The 17,877-nt window shown below is 61.2% G+C and carries 13 protein-coding genes; 8 read left to right on the top strand and 5 right to left on the bottom strand.

Annotated features, from left to right (window positions below):
- Nucleotides 1-7: 7 nt before the first annotated feature.
- From PspS34_RS16295 to PspS34_RS16285, 3 genes are all read right to left on the bottom strand, one after another.
- Entirely contained in the window at nucleotides 8-1,420 is a 1,413-nt protein-coding gene (locus PspS34_RS16295; protein ID WP_159390167.1) for an FAD/NAD(P)-binding protein, read from the bottom strand.
- A gap of 261 nt (nucleotides 1,421-1,681) precedes the next feature.
- On the bottom strand, nucleotides 1,682-2,116 hold the full coding sequence (locus tag PspS34_RS16290; RefSeq protein WP_154908529.1) for a GFA family protein: 435 nt from the start codon (nucleotides 2,114-2,116) through the stop codon (nucleotides 1,682-1,684).
- Nucleotides 2,117-2,187: 71 nt separating this feature from the next.
- The gene (locus tag PspS34_RS16285) at nucleotides 2,188-3,129 is read right to left on the bottom strand and encodes a carbon-nitrogen hydrolase family protein (RefSeq protein ID WP_159390166.1); all 942 of its coding nucleotides are present in this window, start codon (nucleotides 3,127-3,129) and stop codon (nucleotides 2,188-2,190) included.
- Between the two features lie 103 nt (nucleotides 3,130-3,232).
- Here PspS34_RS16285 and PspS34_RS16280 point away from each other — a divergent pair, with 103 nt between their 5' ends.
- The 6 genes from PspS34_RS16280 (at nucleotide 3,233) to PspS34_RS16255 (ending at nucleotide 10,575) form a co-directional block, all read left to right on the top strand.
- Nucleotides 3,233-3,928 (top strand): helix-turn-helix domain-containing protein, encoded by a 696-nt coding sequence (locus PspS34_RS16280; RefSeq protein WP_090456076.1) that lies wholly within the window; start codon nucleotides 3,233-3,235, stop codon nucleotides 3,926-3,928.
- 631 nt (nucleotides 3,929-4,559) lie between these two features.
- Nucleotides 4,560-5,810 (top strand): OprD family outer membrane porin, encoded by a 1,251-nt coding sequence (locus PspS34_RS16275; RefSeq protein WP_159390165.1) that lies wholly within the window; start codon nucleotides 4,560-4,562, stop codon nucleotides 5,808-5,810.
- Nucleotides 5,811-5,958: 148 nt separating this feature from the next.
- On the top strand, nucleotides 5,959-7,314 hold the full coding sequence (locus PspS34_RS16270) for an MFS transporter (protein WP_154908524.1): 1,356 nt from the start codon (nucleotides 5,959-5,961) through the stop codon (nucleotides 7,312-7,314).
- Between the two features lie 85 nt (nucleotides 7,315-7,399).
- Complete coding sequence (locus tag PspS34_RS16265) at nucleotides 7,400-8,374, top strand: AraC family transcriptional regulator (RefSeq protein WP_154908522.1); 975 nt, start codon at nucleotides 7,400-7,402, stop codon at nucleotides 8,372-8,374.
- 96 nt (nucleotides 8,375-8,470) lie between these two features.
- Nucleotides 8,471-9,577 (top strand): NAD/NADP-dependent octopine/nopaline dehydrogenase family protein, encoded by a 1,107-nt coding sequence (locus PspS34_RS16260; RefSeq protein WP_150813934.1) that lies wholly within the window; start codon nucleotides 8,471-8,473, stop codon nucleotides 9,575-9,577.
- On the top strand, nucleotides 9,577-10,575 hold the full coding sequence (locus PspS34_RS16255; protein ID WP_154861932.1) for a 3-hydroxybutyryl-CoA dehydrogenase: 999 nt from the start codon (nucleotides 9,577-9,579) through the stop codon (nucleotides 10,573-10,575). Before PspS34_RS16260 ends, PspS34_RS16255 begins: the two co-directional genes overlap by 1 nt.
- Before the next feature lie 50 nt (nucleotides 10,576-10,625).
- On the opposite strand, the gene PspS34_RS16250 is transcribed toward PspS34_RS16255, so the two are convergent.
- Entirely contained in the window at nucleotides 10,626-11,327 is a 702-nt protein-coding gene (locus tag PspS34_RS16250; protein WP_159390164.1) for an EthD domain-containing protein, read from the bottom strand.
- Between the two features lie 281 nt (nucleotides 11,328-11,608).
- On the opposite strand from PspS34_RS16250, the gene PspS34_RS16245 reads away from it, so the two are divergent.
- Together PspS34_RS16245 and PspS34_RS16240 are read left to right on the top strand one after the other, a co-directional pair.
- Nucleotides 11,609-12,766, top strand: a complete 1,158-nt coding sequence (locus PspS34_RS16245) for a two-component system response regulator (RefSeq protein WP_154908518.1) — start codon at nucleotides 11,609-11,611, stop codon at nucleotides 12,764-12,766.
- A 51-nt stretch (nucleotides 12,767-12,817) separates the two neighbouring features.
- Entirely contained in the window at nucleotides 12,818-17,227 is a 4,410-nt protein-coding gene (locus PspS34_RS16240) for a response regulator (RefSeq protein ID WP_159390163.1), read from the top strand.
- A gap of 4 nt (nucleotides 17,228-17,231) precedes the next feature.
- Here the strand turns inward: PspS34_RS16240 and PspS34_RS16235 are convergent, their stop codons facing one another.
- Complete coding sequence (locus PspS34_RS16235; protein ID WP_102672425.1) at nucleotides 17,232-17,867, bottom strand: response regulator transcription factor; 636 nt, start codon at nucleotides 17,865-17,867, stop codon at nucleotides 17,232-17,234.
- Nucleotides 17,868-17,877 lie beyond the last annotated feature (10 nt).

Genomic DNA, 17,877 nt, shown 5'->3' with positions numbered 1-17,877 from the left:
CTGCGATTCAAGCGATGACCTCCAGCAAACGCGGCAGATTCGTCAGAGCCTGTTGCCTGCTGACAGAGAGCCGACGCAGCTGTGCCAGTTTCTCGGTGTCGGTTTCTTGCAAGCCCCTGACCACCGCCGTCATGAAGTACAAACGCGACTGCCTGATCCAGCGGGACAGACCTTCATGCTCTCCCCAGCGTAGCTGGTTACCCAGGTAGACGGCCCAGATTCTGATCCAGTCCGTGGGGACGTGAGGCGGGGGGACCATTGTGCAAAACGCGTTCATTTGCGCTTGATCGTCCAGGTGGCTTTCCACATAAGCGATCAAGGCCGCGCTGAACAAGGGTTGGCAGCTGCTTACCATCAACAGGTTGATCTTGCCGCCGTCGAACACCTGCATTTCAGGGAGTGTCGGGATGGCACTGGCGCTGCAATCGATGTGCAGAGCATTTGGGCTCGTGGCGATGCTGCCCTGCTCGAGCACGATGCGCGTTGGCTCGATAACGCTCACTCTCCCCAGGCGCACAATGTTGTCGATGCGTCGAAGCTCGCGTAATTCCGCTTGAGTGACGGTGGCGCAGCGGTAAGCAGTGGGTTCGACGGACGTATCCAGGCGCAAGAGCTGGCCCGCCGCCTCAAGCCTGGAGAACAGGTCCGGGATCGAGTCCGCGGCTGCGATAGCCTCGAGCTGTGCCGTGAGGCCGCCGATTGTTCGTTCGAAGCTGTCGAGGCCGGGTTGCAAGTTGGCCCGGTCGATCAACCACGGATCGTTCGGCATGATCCAACAGATTTTTTCGGGCGCAACACCGTTTTGCAGACACCACAGGCAGGCGTCGATCCCGGTCTTGCCCGATCCCACCACTACGTAGCCAGTGTGTGGGTGCCGGATCTTCGGCAGGTCGTTGAGTGGCACGCATTGCACGCCGGGCTCCACCTTGTATCTGGGCGGGTGGGTCGAGGGCACCGCCGTCTGGGCATGGGTGGCGTCCACCACCTTTTTGTGCACCCGCACCTGATGGCTTACGCCGCTGATCAGCGAGGTAAACCGGTGGTCGTCAATGCGGTCGCCGGTGTAGTCGCACATGGGGAAGTAACGGACCTGACCTGACGGCAGAAACTGCTGATTCATCACCTGGTCGAAGTAGCTCATCACCTCGGCGCCGGAGGCCAGCTCATACAAGCCCTCGTTCAGTGCCGTTGTGTCTTTCGTTGCGCTGCCCAGTTCCCGTGAGTTGACGCCATAGAAGGCCGAGGGCTGGTGCAATCGGACAAAAGGGTAGGCATCATTCCAGTGCCCGCCAGGTCGACCGTGCCGATCCACCATCACGATACGTGCATTCGTTTCCTTGAGTAGCGTATCGACGAAGGCCATGGCCGTCGCGCCAGCCCCGATGATCAGATAGTCGGTTTCGATCGGATTTGCGTCCATATGGTTGCACCTTCCTGACGGTTGCCCCCCTCAACCTCCGTAGATTAGCCACCCATGCCGCGCGCAATAGAACGAATGCTCCTCACCCACATAACCAATGGAATTAATGGCTGCAGCCTGAATGTCCATACTCAAGCCGGCATGCGCGAAGAAAAACTACGCGGCCTGGATTTCAGTTAACCGGTGGTCATGACATTGCCGAACAGATGGCAACTGGCGTAATCAGGCAAGGTCGGATCGCCGCACGCTACCGTGCTGGCGCTATTCGTCCATGCTGACGCCCGATCCCCCTAATTCGCTGGGGACATCCTTCAGCTTGGGCAACCCGTCTTTGATGTGCAGCCTGGCCTCTTGATAGTGCACGTGAACTCCTGGCGAATACGCGAGATCCGGGATGACAGCGGCATACACGTCGATGAGCCCCATCCCTGGGTGTTCGGTGAAGAGGTGCCCGCCGCAACTCTTGCACCATTTGCGATAACTCTGCGGTGTCTTGTTGTAGGTGCCGATGTTGTCAGCCCCCCGAGTTACTTGCACCGCCTCGGGTTTCCACAGCGTGAAGGCATTGACCGGCGCTGCTGACCAATGTCGACACGACTCGCAATGGCAATAGCCCATTGCGGCCGGCTCTCCGCTGACGGTGAACTCGACTGCGCCGCAAAAACAACTGCCTTTGTAAGACCTTTGAATGCTCATGGAATGACTCCTTCATCAGTTATTACACATACCGTCGAAGTTGGGATGGATCGCCTTAGCGTTGGTTAGCGTCACTCGTCGATGAGGCGCACCGCTGTCGCCGGCGTGCGTCGCACCTGCAGTTCGAAAATGTCAGGGCGCGCATAGTGCCCGGTGACGTCGAGCGTCCGTCGCGCTGGCGCCACGAGTGAGGTGTCGATGTCCGCATACAGAATGCCTGCCTCACGGTGTAATGGACCGGCTGTGATCCGGCCTTGAGGGTTGACCACCACCGAGTCGCCATCGTTGATCCACTCTAGCGGATCGGGAAACAGTTGCATGCGAGCCGGGAAATCATCGGGAATGTCGCTGCCACGCAACGAGGTGCCACTGCCGATCACCCAGCATCGACCTTCCAGTGCAATGTGACGCATCGTGCTGATCCAGCCATCGCCGGTGTCGTACGTGGGGGCGACATAGATTTCCACTCCCTGGGCATACAATGAATAGCGCGCCAGGGGCATGTAGTTTTCCCAGCAGATGAGCGCACCAATGCGGCCGACGGGTGTATTGACCGTACGCAACCCTGACGCATCACCGAAACCATGGACCATGCGCTCGGGGTTCGTTGGCATCAGCTTGCGATGCCGGTTGAGCACTTCACCGTTCGTACCGATAACGACTACGCTGTTGTAGAGCGTGCCGCCTCCATTGCGCCGCTCGCATTCATTGATGCCGCACACGATCGTCACGGCATGAGTGCTGGCGGCCTCGCACAATTCGTTCAGGTCACCGTTCGCGATATCAACGGCGTTGGCCAGCAGACGCGTGTGTAACTGGCCCATTAAAGCCCCGTCTTTTCCCGCCGCCAGCCGCCAGATCCACGACGGGTAACCTGGAATGAACGATTCGGGTAAAACAACCAACGAGGCTCCAGCCGCCGCAGCCTCAGCGACCGATTGCACGGCTCGGGCGATCGTCGCGCTGCGATCGAGCAGCACTGGCGGCCGCTGAATGATGGCTATCTTGGTCATGGCGTTCTCCTGATACGGTGGCTTTGGCAGGTTTCAGCGTGCGCGTGGCGATACCGCGAGGCTAGTTCAGAATCTGAAGCGTTGTATTTGCGGAGTACGGGCGATGGATGAAAGCTACGGTCAGTTCTGTACGGTCGCGCGCGGTGCTGAAGCACTGTGCGAGCGCTGGACGCCTTTGGTCGTGCGCGAGCTGCTGTGCGGCAGTAAACGCTTCAATGAACTGCACCGCGGCGTACCACGTATGTCCACCAGCTTGCTGGCACAGCGGCTGCGCCACCTGGAAGATATCGGTGTCGTACATCGCACGGCCACGGGCAAAGTCTGGGAGTACAGCCTGACCGAGGCAGGCGAGGAACTGCGCCCCATCATCATGGCGCTAGGGCATTGGGGCGCGCGTTGGATAGGTAGTCGCCTTCGCGATAACGAACTCGACGCGGGCCTGCTCATGTGGGACGTGCGCCGGTTCGCGCGCATCGAGATGTTCCCGTCCCGGGCGGTGGTCATTCACTTCAGGTTCCGCGACGCGCGGTCCGGCGAGCAAGAGTGGTGGCTCGTGGTCGAACATGGTGTGGCAGATCTGTGCCGCGACGACCCCGGACGCGAACTCACACTCGTCGTGGACTCCAGCGTGCGCGCGTTGACCGAGGTGTGGACTGGCGACCGCACACCAAGGGAGGTTCTTCAGTCGCGAGAGCTGCGTGTAGACGGCGCTGTGCAGGATGCGGAAAACCTGTGGCGCTGGCTTGGCACGAGCGCGTTCGCCGGTACCCGGAGCGCTGCAATCCAGCCTTTGCAATAGCCATCTCGAGATTGCGATAGAGCATCAGCAGCTTGTCCGCCATCCGAATGGCTCGGCGACAGGGGATGGGCTTCCAGTTCGCCGAATGGCGCGGCGAAGTGCTGTTGCTGCAGGGGGCTCCCAGGCTGCAGTCCTGGGGCGGTCTGCATCAGGCTGCGCAATTGGAGAATCGCCTGCGCAATCGGGGAGGTTGGCAGGCAGGGCAATCGCTAGCTTAGGGCCCATCCAACAACAAGAACTCGCTTAAGGAAGGCTTATGCAATTCAGGCTTGCCATCTCCCACCGTGTGCCCTGCGCTTTTGAGTCGACTAAGGGAAACCTTTAGCCGGGTTGAAGTTTTCCCCCCAACGGATGCTGTTCATCTCGATATCGGCGCGGCGCCTACTCACTTACCTTGGGTAGACAAGAGGCGTGTCGTCTTGGCTGGCTGTTCCACTGAGCCCGCCTGGCGCTTTACCCCATAACAACAATAGGTCTGACAATGCTCGAACCCATCGTTCTTTATATCCCTGATGCAATCCGCCTTCCTGTGCAAGAAGGCTCGGTGTTCGGCTGCCGGCATTTTTAGTTTTTAGTTCGAATCTGCTCCTATAAATACAGTGCCCAGCACATACAGATGTGGAGAAGTTAGATGTATCAGGTAAAGCAATGTTGCCGTGGGCTAGGTATTGCCGGCGTGTTGGGAATTATCTGTTCGCCATTGACGGCCTATGCCGATGTTGTTGATGACAGTCACTTGAAAGTGGATACGCGAAACTTCTACTTGCACCGTAACTACACCAATACCAATGCGCCGGTTTCCGAAGTGCATAGTTGGTCCCAGGGTTTCGATGCACAGTTTACCTCCGGTTACACCGACACGGCCCTGGCAATCGGCCTTGATGTGGATGCGCAGTACGCGGTGCGCCTGGACTCGTCGGGCAATGACGGTTCGCTGCCGTACAGCGTCCGCGACCAGCAGACGGCCGATGACTACAGTCGCGCCGGTGCAACTTTCAAGATGCGCTACAGCAAGACCGAGTTGAAGGTCGGTGACCTTCGTCCACAACTGCCGGTGGCGTCCGATGACCCCAGTCGGCAACTGGATACGATCTATCAAGGCGCCGTGGTCGAGTCCAGGGAAGTCGATGGGTTGACGATGACCGGTGGCCGGTTCTGGTCTGCCGTGACACGGGAATCCTCCAACCACGAGAAACTGTACAAGTTTGGTTCCACCGATAATCTCGACAGTGACGGCCTGGACTTCGGCGGCGCAACTTACGACATTACCAAGAACCTGCAAGCCAGTTATTTCTACGGCGTGTTGCACGACATTTATCAGCAACACTATTTCGGCCTGATGCATATGGCTGACCTGGGCAGTGGCTACAAACTTAAAACCGACTTGCGCTACTTCAATAACAATGAAGATGGCAATGCCTTGAACGGTGAGATCGACAACCGTTCCTACGGCGCCTTGTTCACCTTGCTCAAAGGCGCCCACATGTTTGGCCTCAGTTACCAGCGCATGCTCGGTGACAGCGTGTTCCCGACGATGAACGGTTTTATCCCGCAACCTTACCTGGTGCACTGGTCGTCCCTGGGGTTTGTCCGCCCGGATGAAAAGTCCTGGGGGGCGCGCTACAGCTATGACTTTGCCGGGATGGGCGTGCCGGGGCTGAAGCTCTACACCCGCTATATCAAGGGAACCAACTGGGACCGTGGCAACAACCTGAGCGACAACCAGGAAAGCGAACGCTTTCTGGGTCTCAGCTACGTGGTCCAGAGCGGGGCGCTGCAAGGCCTGGGGCTGGACCTGCGCAACATCGACGTGAAACAGAAGTACGGCTACGACTACAACGAATTCCGTGTCGCCACGACCTACACCTGGAAGTTCTGGTAAGCCCGGTCCACCCGGGATTTGTCCCCATAACAATAAGAGGCCTGACCATGTTCGAACCCTTTGTCCTTTGCATCTGCCCCGCAACTTTCCAGTCGTTGTTCTGCGCACCGCTGCACGCATGAGCGGATTCCAAGAGGAGCAAACACTAGTGAATATCCAGGTCGATAACGCGGTCCTGCAGAAGAAGAAAACCTACATTTACGAGTGGTACGTGGTCGGCCTGTGCATGATCGCCTACATCTTTTCATTTGTGGATCGGCAGATCCTGGCGCTGATGATCGAGCCGATCAAAGCCGACCTGCAGATCAGTGACACCCAGTTCAGCCTGCTGCACGGGTTGGCCTTTTCGTTGTTCTACGCCTTCATGGGCATGCCCATCGCCTATCTGGCCGACCGTTTCTCCCGACCGAAGATCATCGCCGTCGGCGTCGTGTTCTGGAGCCTGGCGACGGCAGCCTGCGGCTTGAGCAAGAACTTCCTGCACATGTTCCTCGCCCGCATTGGCGTCGGTGTCGGCGAGGCGGCCCTGTCGCCCTCGGCCTACTCGATGTTCAGCGACATGTTCCCCAAGGAGAAACTCGGCCGCGCGGTGGGCATCTACTCGATCGGCTCGTTCGTCGGTGGTGGCCTGGCCTTCCTGGTGGGCGGCTATGTGATCGCGATGCTCAAGGACATGAACACCATCGAGGTCGCCTTTCTCGGTGCGATGAAGGCCTGGCAACTGGCGTTCTTCATCGTCGGTCTGCCCGGCATCGTGGTCGGCCTGTTGATCTGGCTCACCGTGCGCGATCCGGCGCGCAAAGGCCTGCAGGTGGATGCGCAGGGGCGGGCCAAGAAGGTCGGGATGGGCGATGGCCTGCGCTTCCTCGCTCGCCACCGCGCCACCTTCACCTGTCATTACCTGGGCTTTTCATTTTACGCCATGGCCCTGTTCTGCTTGATGAGCTGGAGCCCGGCGCTGTACATCCGCAAGTTCGGTCTGTCGCCGATGGAGGCGGGCTACATGCTCGGCACCGTGCTGTTGGTGGCCAATACCGGCGGGGTGCTGTTCGGTGGATGGCTCACCGATTATCTGGCCAAGAAAGGTCATCAGGACGCTGCCATGCGCACCGGCGTCATCGGCGCCCTCGGCATGGCGGTGCCGGCTGTGCTGTTCTCTCAAGTCGATCAACTGTGGCTGTCGGTGACCCTGTTGGTGCCAGCGATGTTCTTCGCCTCGTTCCCGATGCCGGCGTCCACGGCGGCGATGCAGATCCTCGCACCGAACCAGGTGCGCGCACAGGTCTCGGCCGTGTTCCTGCTGATCAGCAATCTGCTGGGTTTGGGCCTGGGCACTACGCTGGTGGCGCTGTTGACCGACCGCTACTTCGGATCGCCCGCGGCGGTAGGGTCGTCGATGTCACTGGTGATCGCCGGTGCATCGGCGTTGACCGTGCTGCTGCTCTGGCGTGGTTGCCGTCGTTTTCGCGAAAGTTATGCCCGGGAGTATCCGACCCGGGCTTGATTGGTCATAGTCCACGATCGGCGTCTCGGCCTCGCTCCTGTCAAAGGGAGCGGGGCCGAGACGCTCCACGTCAGGAGAACCCTTGATGTTGAATGACGTACACCTGCTGGAACGGCACAGCCTGCTCAGTTCGGCCGATTACCGCGAGATCAAGGACAAGGTCAGCCAATACCTGTGCCCGCACAGCTTCAACGTGCTGCGTGACGAGCCGATCTACACTCGGCTCAACGGCGTATTCTTCGGCGATTCGGCGCTGCTCGACCTGCGTTATGGCGCGCCGGTGGAGATCACCATCGGCGACATTGCCGATCAGTACCTGTTTCGCATCACCTTGCAGGGGCATTGCGAAGTGGCCCACGGGCGGCGCAGCGCGGCGATGCAGTCGGGCTACCTGAGCGTTTCCTCGCCGTTCGCGCAAAGCCGCATCGTCACCGATGGCGAGTGCCGCAACCTGATCCTGCGTGTCGACCGTGATGCCCTGGAGACGCAGCTGCAACGCCTGCTCGGCCGCAGCCTGCGCCAGTCGGTGATCTTTGATGTCAGCGTCGACCACCTGGGCGCCGGCGTCGTCAGCCTCTATCACACCCTGGACTACATCTGCCGGCTCTACGGCAGCGGCGTTGACGGTTCGCGCCTCGCCAGCGGCCTGTCCGAATACCTGATGCAGTTGCTGCTCACGCAGCTGCCGCATAACTACTCCGCGGATCTGTTGATCGATTCGCGCGTGCCGCTGCCGCACCACGTGAAAAAGGCCCGTGACTACATCGAGGAACACCTCGACGAACCGATCAGCCTGACGACCCTGAGCGAACTGTGTGGTGTCTCGGTGCGCACCTTGCAGAACGGCTTCAACCAGTTCCTCCGGCAGGCGCCGGTCGAGTACATCCGCGACCGGCGCCTGGCGGTCATCCACGAGTCGCTCAAGCAGGGCAGGGCCGGCGAAACCGTCACCGATATCCTGTTGCGTCATGGCATCAACAGCTTCGGGCATTTCTCCAGCGCTTATCGGCAACGCTATGGTTGCCTGCCGTCGGACACCCTGCGGCGGCAGAAGCATTGAGACACCTGCGCAATCGGTCATTCGGCTGCGCAATCGGAGGAGTCTGTGGCGGTGCGGCTCGATAGGATCGAGTCTCTGACAAAAAGGAGTATCTGCATGAATATTACCGTGCTGGGTGGTGGTCACGGCTGTTACGCCGCTGCTGTCGAAATGGCTGAAAAGGGGCACCAGACCCGCCTGTGGCGTCGAGATTCCACAGCGCTCAAAGAGCTGCTGGCCATCGGCAGCCTGACCATCAAGGACTACCGGGGCACTCGCCAGTTGTCAGTCGGCCAGAAGGGCGACAAGTTGTCGTTCACCGACGACCTGGCCGAAGCCCTGGGCGACGCGCAACTGGTGATCATCCCGCTGCCGTCGACCTCCCACGAAGACCTGGCCAGACATGTTGCGCCGCACCTGCACGACGGTCAGGTGGTGTTCCTGCCGCCGGGCACCTTTGGCAGTTTCGTGTTTGCCAAGGCCATGGCCGATGCGGGCAACCGGAGCAAGGTCGCCTTCGCTGAAACCGGTACGCTGCCGTACCTGGTACGCAAGCATGGCGCCAGCGACCTGGTGATCAGCGGCTATGCCACCCGCCTGCCGACCGGTGTATTCCCCAGCAACCTGTCCGAGCATGCTTTTGCGGTGCTGCGTGAAGCCTACCCGAGCGTCGAACCGATTGAAGACGCCCTGAGCGGTGCGTTGATGAACGCAGGACCCATCATCCATCCGCCGCTGATCATGATGAACGCGGGGCCGCTGGAGCATTTCGAGGCCTGGGACATTCACAACGAAGGCACCCAACCGTCGATTCGTCGCGTGACCAACCAGCTTGATGCCGAGCGCATGGCCGTGCGTGAAGCGCTGACCTACGGCGCGCCGCACTTTCCTCTCGCCGACCACTACAACACCACCGAAGGTGATGAGTGGATGTACGGTCGCGGTGCCCATGGCAAGTTGACCGACAGCGGTGACTGGCGCGAGGACATCGACCTGCAGAAGCATCGCTACATGCTCGAAGACACCCGCCTGGGCCTGTCCTTCCTGGTGTCCGTCGGCCGCTGGGCCGGTGTGCCCACCCCGGTCGCGCAGGGCCTGCTGAGCATTGCCTCGGTCGTCGCTGCACGGGATCTCTACGCCGAAGGCCGCACCCTGGAAAACCTCGGTCTGGCCACGCTGAGTCGGGCGCAGATGACCGAACTGCTGACCAGGGGCTACAACTGATGAACGCCGCGCTACCCCAAGTCAGCGTGGTCGGCGCCGGCCGGATGGGTGAGGGCATTGCCCTGGCGTTCATCCATGCGGGCCTGCCGGTCACCCTCATCGATATCAAGGATCGCGCCGAGGATGAGCGGCACGGCTACTTCGAACGTGTGCGCAACAACATCCGCAGCGAATTGCAGATGCTGGTACGCCTCGGCATGCTCCGGCTGGAACAGGCCGACATCGCGATAGCCCGGTTGACGCTGCAATCCAGATCCCAGGCCGCAGATGCATTGCGCAGGTGCGACCTGGTGTTCGAAGCGGTGCCGGAAGTCATCGCGGTCAAGCAGGAGACCTTCGCCTGGGTCAGCGAGCATGTGCCGGCGTCGACCATCATCGCGTCGACCACCTCGACTTTCCTGGTCACGGAACTGAGCGAAATGGTCAGTACGCCTGCGCGCTTCGTGAACGCGCACTGGCTCAATCCCGCGTACCTGATGCCGCTGGTGGAAGTCAGCCGCAGCGAAGCGACCTGCCCGCAGGTGGTCGAACGGCTGCTGCAACTGCTCAAGCGCATCGGCAAGGTGCCCGTGGTGTGCAACCCGGTGGCTGGCTACATCGTGCCGCGCATTCAGGCATTGGTGATGAACGAAGCGGCACGGATGGTGGAAGAGGGCGTGGCCAGTGCAGAAGATATCGACACGGCGGTACGCGTCGGCTTTGGTTTGCGCTTCTCGGTGCTGGGCCTGCTTGAGTTCATCGACTGGGGTGGCGGCGACATTTTGTACTACGCCTCGCGTTACCTGAGTGGAGCGCTGTCACCGCGTTTCGAGTCACCACAAGTGATCGCCGACAACATGCAAAACGGCCGCAATGGCTTGCGCGATGGCCAGGGTTTCTACGACTACCGTGACATGGACGTGGACGCCTACAAGCAGCAGCGTCTGGGCGACTTTGTCCGCAAGCTGGAGTTGTCGGGGCTGACGCCCGCATTCGATGGAGCCCTGAGGCAGGCTTGAGCATCAGGGCCCGGAGGCCGGGCCCTGACACGCTTGACGATTTTCCGGTCCTACAGGCAGTACTGGCTGGTGGGCAGCACGTCGATCTTGTCGAAATCGATGAAGCGGCTGCAGCTGTCCATCATCGCCGCCAGGTTGCGCTGGAATTTCGCTTCGTCGCCCGCCGCATCGAAAAAGGCCATGGGATCGGTCATGGCCGCTGGCGGAAAACATTCTTCGACGATGGCATCGATCCGTGGCGCGCCGTGGGTCAGTGCCGACACCACCAGGTTTTGCACGTACTGGAAGTTGGCTTGGGTGTCCACGGCCACCGTCGTGTGATGGTTGCGCCAGATGTCCAGCCAGGCCTCGGGAGTCAGGCGTGGAGGGCGGGTCAGCAGGGCCAGTTGGGCAAACCCGTGGGTACGCTCACCGGGTGTTGCAGGGACGCGGGTATTGGCGATGGCGACCGACTCGCAGACCAGGTAGGCGGCCATGCGCGCCGTTGCCGCGCTGATCAGGGTATCGAAAGGGCGGCGAGCCGGCCCGTTGGCACTGTCCAGCCACAGCGACAGGCTGCCATCGGGCAATGGTCGGTTGTTTTCCTGGCGCAGGCCGGCGGCGGGTTGCACATCGGCATCGGCCAGGTTCAATTGCACACCACGGGCGCCGAGTGCCTGCAATTGCCCGGCGACCTCACTGCGCAGGCGATGGGCGAAGGTTTCAGGACTGACTTGGGTATCACGCCACAGCAGATAGATGACTTTTTCCATAGCTATCAAGCTCCTCGTTGCGGTTGATGGATGGAGCGGCGGTCGTGCTGCCTGGTCCATCCGGATGACCGAAAATCCCTGGCGTCATAGTCAATCAAGGTCAGCGTTGGGTAATACCTCAAACAGACTATTGACCCACACTATGAGGGCAACGGCTGACGCTTCTGGTTCGGGCTCGGCGCCGGGCAGGTCCGCAGAACAGCAGCTAAGCTCTCTTGCGCTGGGGCGGCGCTGGAAGTGTTGCCTCGGGATGTCCATTTCCGGCAAGGGAGCCATCCGCCATGAGTGCCGAACAGAGTCATTACAGTCCGCCGACCCTGCTGGTGGTCGATGACACGCCCGACAACCTGATGCTGATGACGGATCTGCTCAAGGATCGCTACCGGGTCAAGGCTGCCAATAGCGGTGAAAAGGCTTTGCGCGTACTACAGGGCGACGCACTCCCTGACCTGATCCTGCTGGACGTGATGATGCCCGGGCTGTCCGGCCATGAAGTGGCGCAGCAGCTCAAGCGCGACCCGCGTACCCGTGACATTCCCATCATCTTTCTGACGGCCATGGCCGACACCGAAGACGAGATCCATGGCCTGGAACTGGGGGCTGTCGACTACATCACCAAACCAATCAGAGCGGCGCTGGTCCTGGCGCGGGTGGATACCCAGCTCAAGCTCAAGGCGGCGGCAGACTTCCTGCGCGATCACAACGACTATCTGGAGAAGGAAGTGGCGCGTCGGACCCGCGAGGTGATTGCGATCCAGGATGTGGCCATCCAGGCCATGGCTTCACTGGCCGAGACTCGCGATAACGAAACGGGCAACCATATCCGGCGGACCCAGCATTACATCAAGGTGCTGGCCGAGCATCTGCGTGCTCATCCGCGCTTCAGTCACTTTCTCACCGAGGACACCATCGAATTATTGTTCAAGTCGGCGCCGCTGCACGACATCGGCAAGATCGGCATCCCCGACCATATTCTCCTCAAGCCGGGACGCTATACCGAGGAAGAATTCGAGATCATGAAGACTCATACAACGCTGGGACGTGACGCCATCCAGCATGCCGAGGATCAGCTCGGCATTCGCGCCGAGTTCCTCAGCCTGGCCAAGGAGATTGCCTACAGTCACCAGGAAAAATGGGATGGAAGTGGGTATCCGCAAGGGCTGGCGGGTGACGACATCCCCGTCAGCGCCCGGTTGATGGCAGTGGCGGACGTCTATGACGCATTGATCAGCCGTCGGGTCTATAAAGCGGGGATGCCCCACGCGCAGGCCGTCGAGATTATTCGTCAGGGGCGAGGTACGCACTTCGATCCCGATATCTGCGATGCCTTCCTCGATTGCCTCGAACAGTTCCAGACCATTGCCGAGCGCTTCGCCGATACCGACCAGGATATGGCCGGCAAGCGGGCTGCCCTGGAGCGTATCGGCCAGGCTCCGTGAACCCGCCATTGCCCCTTCGTCAGTGTTTTCATCAGGTCCACGAGGATAGTCATGGCCGGATTGCGTACCCTGCTTGAGCGCCTCGCGCTGCTTCACAAACTGATCCTGGGGTTCTCGGCGCTGCTGCTGTTGGTGCTGGTGCTCGGCGTGCAAAGCCTGCGCACCCAGCAATCGCTGAAGCAGGACATGCAGAACCTCTATCTGCAGGAACTGGTCGGCATGGAGCACCTGCAGGAAGCCCGTGTGCAATTGCCCCATATGATGCAAGCACTGCAGCGTGCGGTGGGCACCGACAGCGCGCAGATTCGCGTCGAATCCCTGCAGCAACTGCATGATATCCGCGAAGGCCTGCAGCAGGCCGTGGCCCGCGCCAAGGTGACCTTAAGGCGAGCGGACAATCTGGCGCGCCTCGCCGAGCTCGACCTGCTGCTGCAACAGTTGCAGCGCCATAGCGACCAGGCCTTTCTATCGATCGACCAGGGCCAGCAGAACAAGGCGTTGGTGCTGCTCAATAGCAGTGAATTCCAGCAACTTGCCCGGCAGGCCGACGGCCTTTTGTACGCGATCGTCCAGATCAAGGAAGCCTCGATTCGCGACACGGCCAAGGACATTGCCGAGTTTGCCGAACACAGCACCAGGTTGACCTACGTACTGTTGTTCGGTGGTTTGTCGCTGGCGTTGCTGTTGTCCTGGGTCGTCAGCCAGTCGATCCGCAATCCACTGAACCGGGTGCGGGTGGCGGTAGACCAATTGGCCGCGGGGCAGCTCGATCAACCGATTCCCCACACCGACCTGAACAACGAAACCGGCGATCTGGCGCGGGCCATCGCCAAACTGCAGACCGAATCCCAACAGCTTGAGCGCCAGCGCTGGATCAAGGCCCATACCGCCCAATTGCAGGTCGATCTGCAGCAGGCAGAAACCCCGGCGGAACTGGCGCAGGTGTTCCTGCAATGCATGGCCAGCCTGCACGGAATCTGCCAGGGGGTGCTGTACAGCGCGCAGGAGGATTCCGGCACGCTGCTCTTGATGGGTCGTTATGCCACCGATTCCGAGCGGCCACCCGAGGCGCAAGTCATGTTCGGCGACGGCCTGTTGGGGCAGTGCGCGGTGGATCGCGTGCCGCGTCAGTTTCAGGCGATACCGGAGCAATACTGGCGTTTGCGCTCGCCCCTTGGCGAGGTCCCGGCCCGTTGCCTGCTGCTGCAACCCATTGTCCGTGGCGAGCGGTTGCTGGGGGTGCTCGAACTGGCCGGGCTGGAGCCCTTGGGCGAGCGTGAACTGCTGCTGTTGCAGGAGGCCACCCCACGTTTGGCCGCAGCCATGGCGATTCTGGAGCGCAATCAGGCGGTCAAGACCCTGTTGGCGGAAACCCGTCGCCAGGCCAATGAAATGGCGGAACAGGCGCTGCAACTGGAGCAGCAGGCGCAGGCACTGGAAACCCAGCAATCGGCGTTGCGCGCCACCGAAGCCTGGTATCGCGGGATTATCGAAGCGGCGCCGGACGGCATGCTGGTGGTCGATGCCCAAGGACAGATCCTGCGCACCAATCGCCAACTGGATCAGCTGTTCGGCTATAGCGCCGGTGAGCTGCTCGGCGAGTCCATCGATCGTTTGGTGCCGTTGGCCAGCAGAGGGCGCCACGAGGCGCTGCGCCAGGGCTTCATGGCCCACGGCGCCACTCGCCAGATGGGGGCCAACCTGGACGACCTGCAAGGCGTGCGCAAAGACGGAAGTCTGTTCTCGGCAGAGATCAGCCTGTCGCATCTGCCGAGCCTGGAAGGGGACGGCGTATGCGTGTGCGCGTCGGTGCGCGACGTGAGTGAACGGCGTCATCTGCAGGCGGCACTCAAGACCAGCGAGGCACAGTTGCGCGCAGTCCTCGACAGCAGCCCGGTGGCCATGGTGATCAGGGACGTCGATGGCCGTCCGACCTACTGCAATCCGCAGTTCGACAGTCTGTTCGGGACTCGTCTGGCTGAACTCGAAGGTGCGGATCCGGCGCAGTTCTGGGTCGACCCGCAGGCACACCAGCGCTTTCTCGAAGCGGCAGCGCAAGGTGCAGTGCTGAACTTCGAGACCACCCTGCAGCGCGCTGGAGGCGAGCGCTTCGACGTACTGGTTTCGGCCGTCACGATGACGCTGGGGGAGCGGGGCATGGGGGCCAACTGGTACTTTGACATCACCGACCGCAAGACCGCCGAGGCCGAGGTGCAGCGCGCACGGGAGGCCGCAGAAGAGGCGACCCGGGCCAAGAGCAACTTCCTGGCCACCATGAGCCACGAGATCCGCACACCGATGAACGCCATCATCGGCATGAGCTACCTGGCATTGCGAACCGAGCTCGACCACCGCCAGCGCAACTACATCGAAAAGGTCCATCGCTCGGCGGAATACCTGTTGGTGATCATCAACGACATCCTCGACTTCTCCAGGATCGAGGCCGGGAAAATGCACCTGGAGCACATTCCCTTCCACCTCGAGACCGTGCTCGACGGCTTTGCCAGCATGATCGGCCTCAAAGCCGAGGACAAAGGCCTGGAATTGCTGTTCAGCACCGATGCCGAGCTGCCGACCGCCTTGATCGGCGACCCGTTGCGCCTTGGCCAGGTGCTGATCAACCTGGGCAACAATGCGACGAAGTTCACCGAGCAGGGCGAGATCGTACTCGGCGTAGAGCACCGGGGCGCGGCAGGAGAGCAGGCGCAGCTGCATTTCTGGGTACGCGACACCGGGATCGGCATGAACGCCGAGCAATGCTCGCGCCTGTTTCAACCCTTCAGCCAGGCCGATAGCACCACCACCCGCAAATACGGTGGCACCGGGTTGGGCCTGGCCATCTCTCGGCATCTGGTGGAATTGATGGGCGGGCGCATTTGGGTAGAGAGCGAGCCGGGCCTTGGTTCCACTTTCCATTTCGAGGTGAGCCTGGGGGTGCAGCGCGACAGCCATTTACGGCGCATGGTGACCGCCGACGAATTGCTGGGCAGCCGTGTGTTGGTGGTCGATGACAACGCCAGCGCGCGGGAGATCCTGTCCAGCATGGCGCGCAGTTTTGGCGTGGAGGTGGACGTCGCGCAAAGCGGCCGGGCCGCACTGGCCATGCTGGTGGACGCCGAAGCGAAGGTGCTGCCCTATGATCTGGTGCTGATGGATTGGCGCATGCCTGGCATGGACGGCGTGGAAACGGTGCGGCAGATGCAGGCCGCCAAACTGGCGCAAACGCCGTCGGTGATCATGGTCACGGCGTTCGGTCGCGAGGAAGCCCGCGAAGAGGCCAGTCGGTACGGCATTCATTTGCCGGTGGTGCTGACCAAACCGGTGACGCCGTCCACTTTGCTTGAGGCGCTGGGCACGGTGCTCGGCAAGATCCCCCAGGCCGATACCCGGGCCATCTCGCGACTCGGCCAGAGTGCCAGCGCCATGGCCAGCCTGCGTGGCGCGCGACTGCTGTTGGTCGAAGACAATGAGCTGAACCGCGAGCTGGCCTGTGAACTGCTGGAGAGCGCCGGGATCGAGCTGTGCCTGGCCGTTCACGGCGCAGAAGCGCTCGACCAACTGGAGCGTGACGCAGACTTCGATGGTGTGTTGATGGACTGCCAGATGCCGGTGATGGACGGTTATACCGCGACCCGCAAGATACGTGAGCAGCCACGCTGGGCGAATCTGCCGGTGATCGCCATGACTGCCGACGCCATGGCGGGGGACCGCGAGCGGGCGTTGGCCTGCGGCATGAACGACCACATCTCCAAACCCTTGAACGTCGACGACATGTTTGCCACGTTGGCCAAGTGGATACATCCGCGAGCTGACCGTGGCGCGATGTCGGCCGACGTTTCGCCGGTCACCACGGAGTCAGCGGCGAGCCTGCCAGCCAGCCTTCCCGGCATTGATTTGAAAGCGGGCCTGGGCACCTGCATGGGCAAGGTCGAGCTCTATCTGCGGCTGCTGCGCAAGTTTCGCTCCAGCCACCAGGCTTTTTGCGCCGAGTTCCTGGCTGCCCGAGGCCAGGGCGATCGTTCGACGACGGTCAGGCTGGCCCATACCCTGCGCGGAACGGCGGGCAACATTGGTGCCGTTGAAGTGGCGAATGCAGCCGCCGCACTGGAGCAGGCGTGTCTGAACGATGGGACGAGCGATGGGGTGGAGCAGGACCTGGCTGACCGGCTGGTGGAGGTCGAGCGTTGCCTGACAACGGTGCAGGAAGGCTTATCGGTGCTCGGCGAGCCGACATCGTGCGCAGACTCATCAAGCGTGCCACCGGGCAGCGAATGGCACGCGCAATTGGCCCACGTCCGGTCTCTGCTGGCCGAGAGCGACACCCAGGCGCTGACGGCCTTGCTCAAACTGCAGGGGCTGGCTTCAGACCCGCGGATGACCGAGCAATTGCTTCGGGTTGTGCGGCAAGCGGAGTGCTTCGATTTTGATCAGGCGCTGGAGCTGCTTGAAAACCTGTCCTGAGGAATCAACGCAACTTCAGCGGATCGACCATCTGCGCCGCGATGGCCATGCCCACCAGGTCCGGCAGCGTGTTGGCCTGCATGCGTTTCATGACGCGCGCGCGATACAGATCAACGGTTTTTGCACTTACGCCCAGTTGTTCCGCGATTTCGCGGGTGGTGTAACCCTGCACCAATGGCAACAGGATATCGCGCTCGCGCGGGGTCAAGGTCAACAAGCGCGCCTGCAAGGCTTCGTGGCCCTGGTTGCCCGAACGGTTGGCGGCACAGTTGCTGAGCGCCTGTTGCACGCTGTCCAGCAACAGCTGTTCGTTGTAGGGCTTCTCGATAAAGTCATGGGCACCGGCCTTGAACGCGCGCACCACGATCGGCACATCCGCATGCCCGCTGACGAAGATGATGGGCAGGTTCAGTTGGCGCACACGCATTTCTTCCTGCACGTTCAACCCGCCCATACCGGGCATGCGAACGTCCAGCAGCACACAAGCATCGAGGCTTGCATCGCAGGCATCGAGGAACGCGACGCCACTGGTAAACGGCAAGGCCTTGAGCCCGACCGACTCCAGTAACCAGACCGTCGATTCGAGCATGCCCTGGTCATCATCGACCACGTACACAACGTGCTCCGTTACACCTGCCATTACCTGATTC

It is taken from the genome of Pseudomonas sp. S34 (assembly GCF_009866745.1).
Classification (GTDB): domain Bacteria; phylum Pseudomonadota; class Gammaproteobacteria; order Pseudomonadales; family Pseudomonadaceae; genus Aquipseudomonas; species Aquipseudomonas jessenii.
Note: the sequence above shows the minus strand (reverse complement) of the source record. Positions and strands in the feature narration are given on the sequence as shown.

Bases quoted from the DNA above. Each gene is read 5' to 3' on its own strand.
- PspS34_RS16250 (WP_159390164.1), bottom strand. From the start codon at position 11,327: ATGGAAAAAGTCATCTATCTGCTGTGGCGTGATACCCAAGTCAGTCCT.
- PspS34_RS16240 (WP_159390163.1), top strand. From the start codon at position 12,818: ATGGCCGGATTGCGTACCCTGCTTGAGCGCCTCGCGCTGCTTCACAAA.
- PspS34_RS16260 (WP_150813934.1), top strand. From the start codon at position 8,471: ATGAATATTACCGTGCTGGGTGGTGGTCACGGCTGTTACGCCGCTGCT.
- PspS34_RS16245 (WP_154908518.1), top strand. From the start codon at position 11,609: ATGAGTGCCGAACAGAGTCATTACAGTCCGCCGACCCTGCTGGTGGTC.
- PspS34_RS16265 (WP_154908522.1), top strand. From the start codon at position 7,400: ATGTTGAATGACGTACACCTGCTGGAACGGCACAGCCTGCTCAGTTCG.
- PspS34_RS16235 (WP_102672425.1), bottom strand. From the start codon at position 17,867: ATGGCAGGTGTAACGGAGCACGTTGTGTACGTGGTCGATGATGACCAG.
- PspS34_RS16290 (WP_154908529.1), bottom strand. From the start codon at position 2,116: ATGAGCATTCAAAGGTCTTACAAAGGCAGTTGTTTTTGCGGCGCAGTC.
- PspS34_RS16285 (WP_159390166.1), bottom strand. From the start codon at position 3,129: ATGACCAAGATAGCCATCATTCAGCGGCCGCCAGTGCTGCTCGATCGC.
- PspS34_RS16255 (WP_154861932.1), top strand. From the start codon at position 9,577: ATGAACGCCGCGCTACCCCAAGTCAGCGTGGTCGGCGCCGGCCGGATG.
- PspS34_RS16275 (WP_159390165.1), top strand. From the start codon at position 4,560: ATGTATCAGGTAAAGCAATGTTGCCGTGGGCTAGGTATTGCCGGCGTG.
- PspS34_RS16280 (WP_090456076.1), top strand. From the start codon at position 3,233: ATGGATGAAAGCTACGGTCAGTTCTGTACGGTCGCGCGCGGTGCTGAA.
- PspS34_RS16295 (WP_159390167.1), bottom strand. From the start codon at position 1,420: ATGGACGCAAATCCGATCGAAACCGACTATCTGATCATCGGGGCTGGC.